Origin of the sequence: Neorhizobium huautlense, from assembly GCF_030811685.1 — a bacterium.
Lineage (GTDB): Bacteria > Pseudomonadota > Alphaproteobacteria > Rhizobiales > Rhizobiaceae > Neorhizobium > Neorhizobium huautlense_A.
In genome coordinates this window covers 308,968-322,322 of sequence record NZ_JAUSRF010000003.1, presented here as the reverse complement: position 1 = coordinate 322,322, position 13,355 = coordinate 308,968, and the positions used below count along the sequence as shown (strand labels likewise).

Here is a 13,355-nt window from a genome sequence, read left to right as displayed (position 1 = left end):
GCAGAGGGGTGGCGGGGCATCGTATGAGGAGCCCCGCCCTGTTTCGAATACGGAATATGCGGCGATTACTTCTTGTAATTCAAGGACCAAAGATCCTGCCAGTCCTGGCGGGCTTCCCAGTCGGCCTTGCCGGTGGAAGCGTTGTAGGACTGGATCTGATCGGCAATCTTGCCGACGCCCGACGGTTCGCCGTCCGGAAGACCGACGGTGGTGTTGGTCGACATCTTGCCGTCGATTGCCTGGGCGGCCATGCCTTCTTCGGTCATCATGTAATGGATGAACAGCTTTGCGGCATTCGGGCTTTTGGTGCCCTTTGCGATCAGTCCCAGCGACGGATAGTTCCAGCCGGAATAGGGGTTGATGCCGGCGCAGAGGCCGAGCTTCATGCCATCCTTGTTGTCGCGGAACTTCGCGGTCGAAAGCATGCCGACGAAGTTTTCCTTTGTGTCAGGCGCACCGACGGCTTCCGCAGCGGAGCTGTCGCTGTCGGTCAGAAGCGGGCTGTTGGCGGCAAGAGCCTTGACCCAGGCGGCGGTGGCGCTGTCCTCGCCGGTTTCCAGCGGCTTGCCGTAGAGTGCCTGATAGGCATCGGCGATCTTCTTGTCGGCATGGGCTTCCAGCTGGTTGAACCAGTCGGTGTAGGACGGCTTGCCGAGCGGATCCTGCATTGCCACCTTGCCCTTCCACTTCGCCTCCGTCAGCTGCCAGATATTGGTGATCGGGCAGCTGTCGTTGAGCGCGGTGTTGTAGCTCCAGACGGTCGGCTCCTGATAGACGACGAGCGGGTTCTGGAAGATTTCCGGGATGTCCTTGGCCAGATCCGCCGGCAGCCAGCTTTCGGCATAACCGGTCTCGATCAGCTGCGAGATGCCGGCCGGCGCATCGAGCAGGATCATCACGTCGGCCTTGATGTTGTTGGCCTGGGCTTCGCGGATGGCGATTTCCAGCGTGGTCGGCGCGTTGGCCTTGATGCCGGTCGCCTGGACGCCGTATTTTTCCGAAAAGGTTTTCGCCTGGGCGACGATCTTGCCACTGGAATTGTAGACGGTGATCGGCGCTTCCTTTTTCGCGGCTTCGATCAGGGCATTGAGGTCAAAAGCCTCTTCCGCGACAGCGCTTGTGGCACCCAGCGAAACGGCTACGGAAAGCATCAGGGAGGAAATCAGAGTGCGGGAAATTCTCATCGGTATTCCTTTGAGTGATGGAAACTAGGATTATTGAGGAGGTTATGCGGGTAAAAGTGCCGGACGGCTGATGCCGGCCGGTTGTGCCGCGCCTGTGGCGCGGATTTCGTTTTCCTCGATACGCCGGCCCTTCGCATCGAACAGATGCAGGCCTTCCGGCATGGCAAAACACGCGACCATATCGCCGGGCCTTGCCATCGGGCGCAGATGGGTGGCGTGAAACAGGCGCTCAGCGCCCAGCGAGAACTCCATGATCCAGCTGCCGCCGGTGGGCATGATGCTCTCGAGCCGGAGCAGGCCCAGCGGCACCGCATCTGCATTGGGCACAAGCGTGATCTCTTCCGGCCGGATGCCGACGGCGGTTGCGCCCGCAAGCGGCCGGTCACTGAACAGCCGGGAAGCGAGACCGCCCTGTGAGGATGTGTCGCCGAGATCGATCATGTTGATCGGCGGGTTGCCGATGAATTCCGCCACGAAACGGTTGACCGGCCGCGAATAGATATCGTCCGGCGCACCCACCTGCTGCAGGCGTCCGCCATTCATCACCGCAATCGTGGTCGCCAGCGTCATCGCTTCCCACTGGTCGTGGGTGACAAAAACGATCGTCGTGCCAAACTCTTCATGCAGGCGGCGCAGCTCGGCGCGCATTTCGAGCCGAAGCGTTGCATCGAGGTTGGAAAGCGGCTCATCGAGCAGCAGGATGTCCGGGTTGACCGCCAGCATGCGGGCAAGTGCCACGCGCTGCTGCTGACCGCCGGAAAGCTGTGCTGGATACCGCTTCGCGTAATCGCGAATCCGTAGTTTTTCCATCACGTCATTGACCTTGGCGCGACGCTCCGCTTCCGGCAGTTTGCGCAGGCGCAGGCCGAAATCGATGTTGCGTTCGACGGTCATGTGCGGCCAAAGCGCATAAGACTGGAAGACGAGGCCAAGGCGACGCTGTTCCGGCGGCACGAACGTGCCGCTGCCGAGACTGTCGACCACCCGGTCGCCGATCCTGATCTCGCCATCGCTTAGGTGTTCGAGACCGGCAATCATCCGTAATGTCGTCGTCTTGCCGCAGCCGGAAGGGCCGAGCAGGCACATGAACTCGCCGTTCGCGATCGTCAGATTGAGACCGTCGACCGCCAGCTGGCCGTGGCTGCCATAATTCTTGGTAACGTGAGTGAGGGTGATATCGGGCATGTCAGCTCTCCAGTCCCTTGGCAATACCGTTGCCGGTGAGACGGTTGATGAGAATGGTGCCGGCGAGCGCCAGAAGTGCGATCATCAGCACGACAGCGTTGGCAGCCTGGGTGTAGTTGTAATCGACGAGACGCAGCGAATAGGTGGTCAACACGTCGGTTGCCGGCACGGCGAGGATGATAAACAGGCTGACGCCCTTGATGCCGGAAATGAAGGGAAGCAGGATCGCGCTCGCAAGTGCCCGTTTCTGGATCGGCAGTACGATGCTGACCATGCGCCGCCACCAGCCGGCACCGGCAACACGCGCCGCCTCTTCCGGCTCCTTGCCGAGCTGCGCCATGGCCGCGATGCCGGAGCGGGAGGCAAACGGCATCTGATCGGCAATCAGCGCCAGAATGAGGATGATCGACGTGCCGTAAAGCGCCGGGATAGGGCCGCGCGGCACGGCAAACAACGTCAGAAAGGCGGCGGCGAAGGCAATGCCGGGCACCAGATAAGGCATGAAGGTAATCTGCCGCAGAAAGGCGCCAAGCGTGGCAAACGGGCTGCGGATGACGACATAACCAACCAGCAGGCCAAGCACGCCGGACGCAAGCGAAGCGGAGCCGATGATGATCAGCGTATTAAGTCCGGCGCTCCAGAATTCCGGCGTCAGGAGAATGCCATCGCGCAGCGCGACCGTATCGAGATTGGAGCCGATCCAGTAATCGAAGGTGAAATTTTCCGGCGTGAAACGGCCCGGTATGCGCATGATCGTGGACAGGAACAGCGTACCCAGCGGGATCACCACGCCGATCGCGAAAAAGACCAGAGCAAAACCCGTGGCCGGAAATTGCCAGCGACCGAGCGGCCGGCGGCGGTCCATCGCGCCCTTGCCGCCGACAATGGCGAAACGCCGTGCTTCACGCATCATGCGCGTATCGATGTAAAGCGTCAGCACGCCGATCGTCATGATGACAGCCGCCATCACCGCCGCCATGCCGGTCTGGCGTGTCGAGATCGCCCGGTAAAGCGAGGTGGACAGCGTATCGAAACCGACCGGCAGGCCCAGCACATAAGGCACGGCAAACTCACCGATACAGTCCGCGAGGATCAGCAGACCGCAGGACAGCAGTGCCGGGCGCATCAGCGGCAACACGATCTGGAAAGCGACGCGGCGGCGGCTGGCGCCGAGAATGCGCGCCGAATCCTCCAGCTGCGCATCCAAGCGCTGCAGGGCGCTGCCGAGAATAAGGATCACGAAGGGCGCATAATGCAGCGACAGGATGACGATCATCGGCAGGCGGCCATAGGCCAGCCAGTCGGGCGTCGCAAAACCGAGATTTTCCAGCCAGCCGGGCTGTCCGCCGACGGTGCGGTTCTTGAAAATCGTCGTCCACGCCAGCGCCAGCGTCCAGGTCGGCAGCATGAAGGGAATGATCAGCGCCGTCGCCAGCCAGCCGCGCCCGGCAAGTTCCGTGCGGTTGATCAGCCAGGCAAGCACGCCACCGACCGACATGGACAAAACGATGGCACCCAAGGCGACCGAGGCCGTGTTGAGCAGCGGCTGCCAGAGAAGAATGGACGACATGCGCGAGGCAAAGGCCCGCGTGAGATAATAGAGCGTCCAGGCGCCTTCCGGTGCCCTTGTGCGCGCCGCATCGCCGATCTGCACGATCGCCACATTGATCAGGATGGAGATGACAGGCGCGAGGATGAGAAACTAGAAGACGGCTGCAAGCAGAAACCCGATGGCAATCACCGGATCACGCATCGCGACGGCAAACCGATGGCGCAGTTTTTGGAACCGGAAACCGGCGTCCTGACGCCTTACTTGTTTGTCGATCGCCACCATGATGGCCGCCCCTTTTCTCATCTAACGAGGCAGGACCATAAGAACGATCAATGACAGCAGGATGACAGTTTGCACGTATGTGCATCAATCAATAATGCGATTTTTAGACTATTCCTGCGAATTTCAGGGAATTACGACAGGTTTTGAGCGACAACGCTGCTCTGCAGCAGGACAAAGATGCTCATATGTACAAGTGAGCATTTCCAGATTCTTGCCATGCACAGTTCATGACATGGCTTTAAATGACCGCGCCCGCATCATCCTCGATGACCTCACGATCATTTCTCCAGCAGCCTTTTTGGCCAGAGAAGTGGTAAGCGTAGAAATTACTGCTCCCGCCCAAAACCGCCGGAACGTTATCGATGCGCTCAGCAGAGCTTCGGATGCCGGGCTTTCGCCGATCAAGGGCTTGGTTTTGATGCAATCAGCCAGCGGGGCAAGGAATTCCACATGGAGGACCCACGAAGCGGCTATGCTTCGCTTTTTCCATCATCGCCTAAATCGCTGATTTTCATAATTAATATAGGCAATGGCTGGGGCGCCAGGATTCGAACCTGGGAATGCCGGTACCAAAAACCGGTGCCTTACCGCTTGGCGACGCCCCATCATCGGTTCGGCCCACATCACGTCCCAAGGGAATCTGCGAGCCGTTCGGATGCAGCCCATTAGCAAAGCTTTTCCGGCTAGGCAATCCATGTGATGGCAGCTTTTTCGAAAGCGGCCTTAACGCGTTGCCACACCGTCATTTTCGCTCAGGTTGCATCTTCACTAAAAGCGCTCCTGCCCTAACTTCCGCTGGTATCGCCGCCGGTCGGCGGTTCCCGGTGCGCATGCGCGGGAAAGGCGTTTGAAGTCGGCATGTTTGTGCATGGTGGAATTTGTTCATAAGCAAGCCCCTAAGAAAGCCTTATTGACTCTGGAGTGCGACGTTTTACCCATGAGCCAATGCGGCTAACAGCATAGAGGACCTTCATGAAATTCGGCACGAGCGGGCTGCGCGGCCTCGTTACTGATCTTCAGGGGCCTGCCACGGTTCTATATGTCACAGCGTTTGCCAGACACTTGCTCGACGCCGGTTTCGTGAAACCGGGAGACCGGATCTTTGTCGCCGGTGATTTTCGCCCGTCGACCCCATCGATTGCTGCGTCATGCATGGCCGCACTTCAACATGCAGGCCTGCAACCCATCAATTGTGGCGCTATCCCCACCCCGGCCCTGGCGCTTTATGCGATGTCTCAGCACTGCGCCTGCCTGATGGTCACCGGTTCGCATATTCCGGCGGACCGCAACGGTATCAAATTCTACAGGCCCGACGGTGAAATCGACAAGTCCGACGAAGAGGCGATCACCCGGATTGCGGCACGGATAGGCGACGAAATTTCCGACCTTTCGGCACTCCCCTCCACCAATCCGGACAGCAAGGCGGAAGAGCTTTTCCTGCACCGTAACGCCTCCATTCTTCCGGCGGGCGCGCTATCGGGATTGAAGGTTGGCGTCTATCAACACAGCACTGTCGCACGCGATCTGCTTGTCGACGTGATCGCCGGATATGGTGCACAGATCGTTCCGCTCGGCCGCTCCGACCATTTCATCCCGGTCGATACCGAAGCCGTCTCGACGGAGACGATCGACCTCATGACGGGCTGGGTTCGGGAACACGCGCTCGACGCGATCGTATCCGCCGACGGAGATGGAGACCGCCCGCTGATCGCCGACGAGACAGGCGCACCGCTGCGCGGCGATCTGCTCGGCCTGATTGTCGCACGTTTTCTCGATGCAAAACGTGTTGTAACCCCGGTCACATCCAATTCCGGGATCGAGAATGCCGGTGATTTCCGGGTCGTCAGAACCAGGGTCGGCTCACCGTTCGTAATCGAAGCGATGAACACGGCCATTGCCGCCGGTGACCAGGCTGTGATGGGGTTCGAAGCAAACGGCGGCGTGCTGCTGGGATCGCGTTTCACCACCCCGAATTCTACTTTAAGCGCGCTTCCGACACGCGACAGCTTTGTGCCCATTCTGGCGGCTCTCCTGCTTGCCGCCAAGGAACGTCGCCCGCTCTCGGAGATCGCCGCCGGTTTTCGCCTGCCCTATGCTCTTGCGGATCGCCTTGAAAACACTGCCGTTGAGAAAAGCGCTGCCTTGATGGCCCATCTGCGTTCCGCGCGCCGGAATCTGGATGCATTCATGGCGCCGGTCGGAACCGTTTCGGATATCAGCGATATTGACGGCCTGAGGATCACCCTTTCGGATCGATCCATCGTGCATTTCCGCCCCTCCGGAAATGCACCGGAAATGCGGTGTTATGTCGAATCCGAGGATGCCAAGACCGCCGCGTCGCTACTCGAAAAAAGCCTTGCCCTTGTCAGGAACTGGATGCGTAATCACTGATGTGCCAACATCCGCTCTCTCCTTCAGTTCAGACGTTTCAAGACCGGAGCCACACATGAGCCAGAAAATCATTCCCGTCATCATGGCCGGTGGCAAGGGAACGCGCCTTTGGCCGCTTTCGCGTTCGAGTGCACCGAAACAGTTCATTCAGGTCGTCGACGAAACCTCGCTGTTTCAGCAGACACTCGCGCGCGTCGCCGACAAGGCGATATTCGAGGCGCCTGTTGTCATCACCAACCAGGATTTTCGCTTCAACGTCGCCGAACAGGCGCGTGAAGCCGGTGTCGCCCTGTCCGCCATCCTGCTCGAACCGGTCGCTCGCAACACCGCCGCAGCCATTGCCGCAGCCGCCTATTACCTCGGCAGCCGGTTCGGAGACGGCGCATTGCTGCAACTGCTCGCCTCGGATCACGAAATCGACCCGGGTGAGGCATGGCAGGCGGCCATTGCCACTGCCCGCGATACGGCCATGTCCGGCAAGATCGTCACCTTCGGCATCGCCCCGACCGAGCCGGCAACCGGCTACGGTTACATCGAGCAGGGCGAACCGCTTGCCGGCGGCGCATATGCGGTCAAGCGTTTCGTGGAAAAACCAAACCTGTCCGTGGCGGAAGATATGCTGTCGTCGGGCGGCTTTCTGTGGAATTCCGGCATATTCCTGTCGCGCGCCGACCTTCTGCTCAGCGAATTGCAAACCTTTGCCCCGCAGGTCTGCAAGGCGGCCAAAGCGGCCGTGGAAAAGGCGACCGTCGACCTCGATTTCGTGCGCCTCGACCAGGAAACGTTCCAGACGAGCCCCGACATCTCGATCGATTACGCTGTCATGGAAAAGACCACCAATGCCGCAGTCGTGGCATCTTCCTTTGCCTGGTCTGATCTCGGCAGCTGGGATGCGGTGTGGAAACTCGGCGACAAGGATGACAAGGGCAATGTCGTCATCGGCAACGCGACCGTCGTGAACACGGAAAACTCGCTTGTGCTTTCCCGTGCATCCCACCTCGCCGTTCAGGGCGTCAAGGATGTCGCGGTCATCGCCAGCGAGGATGCCGTTTATGTGGGCCGTCTTGACGAGGCTCAGGAGGTCGGCAAGCTGGTCAGGCAACTGGCGGCGGTGAAGGCAACATCAAACCTGACGGAAACCCACCCGACATGTTATCGTCCCTGGGGTGGTTATACGTCCATTCTCAACGGCGACCGTTTCCAGGTGAAGCGCCTGTTCGTGTTGCCGGGCAAGAAACTGTCGCTGCAAAAACATTTCCATCGCTCCGAACATTGGATCTGCGTTAAGGGCACGGCGGAAGTCACGATTGGAAACACCGTCAGCATCGTTCGCGAAAACCAGTCGATCTACATTCCGCAAGGCGACCTGCATCGTCTCTACAATCCGGGCAGGATCGTTCTGGAAATGATCGAGGTACAGACGGGCTCCTATCTCGGCGAAGACGACATCGTGCGCGTCAGCGATGAGTTTGGCCGAGAATGACCCGACCATCATGACGCGGCTTTACAAGGCACGCGAGGGCATCCATGTCTGATGGCTCCATTGCGCCTGCGCACCTCACCGTGTGTGTCGTCGTTTACAAGCCTGACCGGCAGGATCTTGCGCGAACACTCGCGAGCCTTTCTTCAGCAATCGCTCACGCCGTGGATCTCGACGTGTCCGTGACGATCGTGGACAATTCGCCCGCTCCCGATCTGTCATCCTGGCTCAACGAAAACTTCGCCCAACTCCGCAGCACGTTGATCGAAGGTCACGGCAATATCGGCTTCGGGCGAGCGAACAATCTCGTACTACCGGATACGGGCGATTTTCATCTGGTGCTGAACCCGGATGTCGTGATGGCATCCGATGCACTCGGCAACGCTGCCCGCTTCATGCAGACACATACAAACTGTCTGCTGCTCACGCCGCTTGCCCGTTCCGGGGATGGCACGCGTCACTATCTGTGCAAGCGTTTTCCAAGCGTGCTGGACCTTGCCCTGCGCGGTTTCGCGCCGCGTTTCATCCGTGACCGGTTCCGATCGCGCCTTGATCGTTACGAAATGCGCGACGTGCAAAAGCACGGCGTTTATTGGAACCCACCGATCGTCGGCGGCTGCTTCATGTTTTTCCGTGGGCATGCAGTCCGGAAACTGGGCGGCTTTGACGACCGTTATTTCCTGTATTTCGAGGATTTTGATCTGTCGCTGCGTGTAGGTTCCGAAGGTGATATCGCCTACGCACCTGACGTTACTATTGTCCACGGCGGCGGCAATGCATCCCGCAAGGGCATCTGGCACATATATCAATTCAGCAAATCAGCCTTCAGCTTCTACCGAAGATGGGGCTTCAAGTTTTTCTAAACCTGTCGAAAAGTTGGTCACCGGCCTGCATTTACATTGTCACGTGTGGAGCATGGCAGCGGCGTTTTGCCGATATCTGACGACTGAAAAAATGCCGCACTGATTTTACTCCGAACCTCCCGATTCACGAGATGGGGGCTCTCGATTTCATGCGTGCAATCCGACCAATAGTCACGTATCGGTTGCCGCAGTTGCCGAAAGCCGCTAACTGAATGGGTAATCGTCACGAAAAAGGCCTTGCGATGTCATCCTTGCGGCCTATTTGGCGAATGGAATGCCGACGGACTATCGGATGTTGTGAGTTGCCGACGCGGCAATTCCGCGAAAACCAAGAGGAGTGCCTCAATGCCTATCGCAATGATGACGTCAGGCTGCGCGCTCCTTGGCCCTGACATGATCAGGAGATGATCCTCGCCGGCAACCGCCGTTCGCTTTTGGATAGAGAGCCCGCAAGTGCTGCTATCTGCCGGCTCGCGGACGATGCGCAATCGCGCAGATTGACCCCGGCGCGCTCAATAAATCTGCCTAATTCATTGTTTGATATCGATAATTGCACTCTGTCCCTGCAGGGGCATCTGGTGGGCTTTCAACAAGAGAAAGAGGACTGATGGCGAGGTTTGCGATCACGGGTGGAACGGGTTTTCTCGGCTCCGCATTGGCTCTGGAACTGCGTGCGCTTGGCCATGAGGTCATCTTTGCGACGCGCGGGCGGCATCCCATGTATGATACGCAGCGCTGGGTGGAATATGACCTGCAAGATGCGGCAACCGTCGCAAATATCATCGAGGCAAGGCCGGACGGCATTTTTCACTTGGCATGGTCGACCACGCCGGGTTCCGCTGAAAACGATCCTTCCGCGGATGCCAAGACCAATCTCGGCGGTCTTCTGGCCGTCTTCCAGCAGATCGCCAAGACCATGCCGGTGCCGCTGGTTTTCGTCTCGTCCGGCGGCACGGTCTACGGCAAGGCCAGACGACTGCCGATCCCGGAGGATCATCCGCTCGACCCGCTCAGTATCTACGGCGTCACCAAGGTTGCAGCCGAACAATACGCGGCCAATTTCCGCAAGCTGCAGGGGCTGGATGTTCGTGTCGCCCGGCTGAGCAATCCGTTCGGCGCCTCGCAATCACCGGCAAAGCTGCAGGGGGCTGCGTCGATTTTCGCCAGACAGGTGGTGATGGGCGAACCGGTCACAATCTGGGGCGATGGCAGCGTGGTCCGCGATTATATCGATGTTGGTGACGCGGCACGCGCACTGATCGCCATCATGACCGCACCGCCTTTGCCGATGGATCGGGTGCCGACCTACAATGTCGGCTCCGGCGATGGTGCCAGTCTCAACGAGCTTCTGCGCATGATCGGCGTCGCGGCAGACACGGAACCGAACGTGTCCTACGTAAAGGGCCGTTCGTTCGACATTCCGGCCAATGTGCTGGATATCGCGCGGCTGAAGGCAGACACCGGCTGGAAACCGCGATATTCGGTTCAGGAGGCCCTCGACCGGATGGTCGCGACCCTGAAACGACAGTTGAAATGAACGGAAATTCTGCCGCTGAGGTCCGCATCGCCGGGGTGATTGTTAGCTACAAGCCGGATCATCAGGCGTTGCTCGAACTCATCGAAGCGATAAGGCCGCAGGTTTCCGAACTCCTGATCGTCAACAATGGCGTTGCGACAGACCTGCCTTCATTGTCGCCTGAACTGCGCGTCGCCACGGAAAACCTTGGTGACAACCACGGCATCGCGCATGCACAGAATGTCGGCATCCAACATATGCTTACCGGTGGCGCAACGCATGTCTTGTTGTTGGATCAGGACAGCATACCGGCGCCGGATATGGTGCAGCACCTGTTGCTGGCGCTAGAGCGATTGCAGGCGTCCGGAAAACGCGTCGCGGCGGTCGGCCCCAGTTATACGGACGAACGGCAAGGCGAGGTAGCCCCTTTTGTCTACCGCAAGGGTCTTTCCATCGCACGTCGACCGATGTCTTCGGAAAATGACATGGCTGAAGCCGACTTTCTCATCGCGTCAGGATGCCTGATCCCGGCCGAGGCCTTTGCAAGGGTCGGCCTCATGGAAGAGGCGATGTTCATCGATTACGTGGATATCGAATGGGGTCTGCGCGCACAAATGCTCGGCATGAACTCTTTCGGGGTCTATACGGCAAAGATGCAGCACTCGCTCGGCGATGAATGGTTTTCATTCCGGGGACGGCGCATTCCGGTGCACAGTGCCCTGCGACACTATTATCATTTCCGCAATGCGCTGTGGCTGTGTCGTCGCCCTTGGATTTCGACGGCATGGCGGGTAATCCTGCTTTATCGCCTGCTGAAGCAATTCGCCTTTTTCAGTATTGTCGCCGAGGATCGCCGCCAGCAAGCCAGGATGATGACGCTCGGCATCTGGCACGGCCTGCGCAACCGCATGGGCAAGCTACAAGCTCAGTCAGCGATGGCTTCCAGAAACATGTCGCCATAACGTTTGAACTTGGTATCGCCCACACCGGCAATGCCAAGCATCTCGCGTTCGCTGGATGGCCGCTCGCGCGCGAATGCCACCAGCGTCGTATCCGGAAAGACCATGTAGGGCGCGATACCGGCATCCTTGGCGATTTCCAGACGCAGTTTTCGCAGGCGCTCGAAGAGAACGGCTTCGACCTCCGAAAGTCCCGCCCGGCTGTTGGCACCGGAACTCGAACCTGATGCCCTCGCCGCCTTGCGGTCGGCCCGCGTCTTGTCCTTGCGGAAAATCACCTGACAGCGTTTCTTGAACACATCGGCAGCGCTTTCGCGCAGGACCACAGCGCCGTAATTGCCGTGGTCGATACCGATATGGTCGAAGGCCAGCAACTGCCGGAACACCGACTGCCATGTCTGCACGGAATGTTCGCGCCCCGCACCAAAAACCGGAAACGCCGTGTGGCCGAATTTCTGCGTCTTCTCCGTCTCCTTGCCGATCAGGACGTCGATCAGATGGCCTGTGCCGAAACGCTCGCCGGTGCGGTAGACTGCCGCCAGCGCCTTGATCGCCGCATCGGTGCCGTCCCACTGTTCAACCGGCTGTCGGCAGGTATCGCAATTGCCGCAGCGCTGGCTAAAACGCTCGCCGAAATGCGACAGGATGGCGGTGCGGCGGCAGCCGGCGGTTTCGCAGATTGCCAGAAGCGCGTTCAGCTTGGCGCGCTCGATGCGTTTGGTCTCGTCGGAGGATTCCGCATTTTCCTCGATCATCCGGTGCCGCTGGACGATATCCTGCATGCTGTAGGTCATGAAGGTCGATGACGGCAGGCCGTCGCGGCCGGCGCGGCCGGTCTCCTGATAATACCCTTCCACGGAGGCCGGCAGGTCAAGATGCGCGACATAACGGACATTGGGCTTGTTGATGCCCATGCCGAAAGCGACGGTGGCGACGAGGCAAAGCCCTTCTTCCATGCGGAACGCTTCCTGAACCTCCGCCTTCAGTTCGGGCTCCATGCGCGCATGGTAATAACGTGCTCGAAAACCCTGTTCGTTCAGCCAGTTGCAGGTTTCTTCTACCTTGTTACGTGAAAGGCAGTAGACAATACCACTCTCGCCCTCGAATTTGTTCAGGAACTCAAGCAGTTGCTGGCGTCCGTTCGAGCGTTCGACGATTTCGTAATAGATATTGGGGCGATCAAAGCTGTCGACGAAAACCTTGGCATCGCCAAGGTCCAGAAGACGGATAATATCCTCGCGCGTGTGCGGATCGGCGGTCGCGGTCAATGCAATGCGCGGCACACCGGGGAACAGCGTTTTCAGCGTTCCGAGTGCCAGATAATCCTTGCGAAAATTGTTGCCCCACGTGCTGACGCAGTGACATTCGTCCACGCAGATCAGCGACACCGTTGTGCGACCAAGCATGTTCTGGAACGATGGCAGGACGATGCGCTCAGGCGTCACATAAAGCAGCTTCAGTTCGCCTGCATGCAGTCGCCGCCGCACCTCCGCATTCTGCTCGTCGCTCTGGGCGGACGAAAGGCAGGCGGCGGCGACACCGAGTGCCTTCAGGTCCTCCACCTGATCATGCATCAACGCCACAAGAGGCGAAACGACAATGCTCAGGCCATCGAGGCAGAGTGCCGGGATCTGGAAGCAGAGCGATTTGCCCTTGCCGGTCGGAAACAGCACGAGCGCGTCGCGCCCCTGCAAGACGGTGCGGATGACCTCTTCCTGCTGCCCGCGAAAAGACTTGTAACCCCAGACGGTTTCAAGCGCTTCGGTCGGATCGGAAAAAGGGCGCTGCATAAAACTCTCGTTTCGGAAACGTCAACGGCATTGCCGCTCCAGAAGGGACCGGCCGGCGGCAGGCACCTGACTCGGCACCAAACAATGAATGCCTGATCTAACCCGCCCGGTAGCCCGTTGCAAATCCGGGCTCCGGCAAAAACCACTCAAAAA

At 59.1% G+C, this 13,355-nt stretch carries 11 protein-coding genes and 1 tRNA gene; 6 read left to right on the top strand and 6 right to left on the bottom strand.

Going from position 1 to position 13,355, the window contains the following annotated elements; translation table 11 throughout:
* Positions 1 to 65 precede the first annotated feature (65 nt).
* Genes J2T09_RS06185 through J2T09_RS06170 form a run of 4 tightly spaced genes read right to left on the bottom strand, consistent with a single transcriptional unit; the run spans position 66 to position 4,203 of the window.
* A complete protein-coding gene (locus J2T09_RS06185) occupies positions 66 to 1,184 on the bottom strand; it encodes an ABC transporter substrate-binding protein (RefSeq protein WP_373458384.1) in 1,119 nt (372 codons plus the stop codon).
* 42 nt (positions 1,185 to 1,226) lie between these two features.
* The gene (locus tag J2T09_RS06180; RefSeq protein ID WP_306832254.1) at positions 1,227 to 2,369 is read right to left on the bottom strand and encodes an ABC transporter ATP-binding protein; all 1,143 of its coding nucleotides are present in this window, start codon (positions 2,367 to 2,369) and stop codon (positions 1,227 to 1,229) included.
* A gap of 1 nt (position 2,370) precedes the next feature.
* Complete coding sequence (locus tag J2T09_RS06175) at positions 2,371 to 4,065, bottom strand: ABC transporter permease (RefSeq protein WP_306832456.1); 1,695 nt, start codon at positions 4,063 to 4,065, stop codon at positions 2,371 to 2,373.
* Positions 4,066 to 4,071: 6 nt separating this feature from the next.
* On the bottom strand, positions 4,072 to 4,203 hold the full coding sequence (locus tag J2T09_RS06170) for a hypothetical protein (protein WP_306832252.1): 132 nt from the start codon (positions 4,201 to 4,203) through the stop codon (positions 4,072 to 4,074).
* Positions 4,204 to 4,435: 232 nt separating this feature from the next.
* Here J2T09_RS06170 and J2T09_RS06165 point away from each other — a divergent pair, with 232 nt between their 5' ends.
* Positions 4,436 to 4,711 carry a hypothetical protein gene (locus tag J2T09_RS06165; RefSeq protein ID WP_306832250.1) on the top strand — a complete coding sequence of 92 codons (276 nt, stop codon included), beginning with the start codon at positions 4,436 to 4,438 and terminating at the stop codon, positions 4,709 to 4,711.
* A 22-nt stretch (positions 4,712 to 4,733) separates the two neighbouring features.
* Here J2T09_RS06165 and J2T09_RS06160 read toward each other — a convergent pair.
* Positions 4,734 to 4,808 (bottom strand) — tRNA-Gln (locus J2T09_RS06160).
* 367 nt (positions 4,809 to 5,175) lie between these two features.
* On the opposite strand from J2T09_RS06160, the gene J2T09_RS06155 reads away from it, so the two are divergent.
* The 5 genes from J2T09_RS06155 to J2T09_RS06135 all read left to right on the top strand — a co-directional run bounded on the left by J2T09_RS06155 (position 5,176) and on the right by J2T09_RS06135 (position 11,415).
* The gene (locus tag J2T09_RS06155) at positions 5,176 to 6,594 is read left to right on the top strand and encodes a phosphomannomutase (RefSeq protein WP_306832248.1); all 1,419 of its coding nucleotides are present in this window, start codon (positions 5,176 to 5,178) and stop codon (positions 6,592 to 6,594) included.
* A 55-nt stretch (positions 6,595 to 6,649) separates the two neighbouring features.
* Positions 6,650 to 8,077, top strand: coding sequence for a mannose-1-phosphate guanylyltransferase/mannose-6-phosphate isomerase (locus J2T09_RS06150; RefSeq protein WP_306832246.1), 1,428 nt, complete (start codon positions 6,650 to 6,652; stop codon positions 8,075 to 8,077).
* Positions 8,078 to 8,121: 44 nt separating this feature from the next.
* Positions 8,122 to 8,937, top strand: coding sequence for a glycosyltransferase (locus J2T09_RS06145; protein ID WP_306832244.1), 816 nt, complete (start codon positions 8,122 to 8,124; stop codon positions 8,935 to 8,937).
* Positions 8,938 to 9,544: 607 nt separating this feature from the next.
* Positions 9,545 to 10,474 carry an NAD-dependent epimerase/dehydratase family protein gene (locus J2T09_RS06140; protein ID WP_306832243.1) on the top strand — a complete coding sequence of 310 codons (930 nt, stop codon included), beginning with the start codon at positions 9,545 to 9,547 and terminating at the stop codon, positions 10,472 to 10,474.
* Positions 10,471 to 11,415, top strand: a complete 945-nt coding sequence (locus J2T09_RS06135; RefSeq protein ID WP_306832241.1) for a glycosyltransferase family 2 protein — start codon at positions 10,471 to 10,473, stop codon at positions 11,413 to 11,415. Before J2T09_RS06140 ends, J2T09_RS06135 begins: the two co-directional genes overlap by 4 nt.
* Here J2T09_RS06135 and recQ read toward each other — a convergent pair.
* Entirely contained in the window at positions 11,379 to 13,202 is a 1,824-nt protein-coding gene (recQ, locus tag J2T09_RS06130; protein ID WP_306832239.1) for a DNA helicase RecQ, read from the bottom strand. The genes J2T09_RS06135 and recQ overlap by 37 nt on opposite strands.
* Positions 13,203 to 13,355 lie beyond the last annotated feature (153 nt).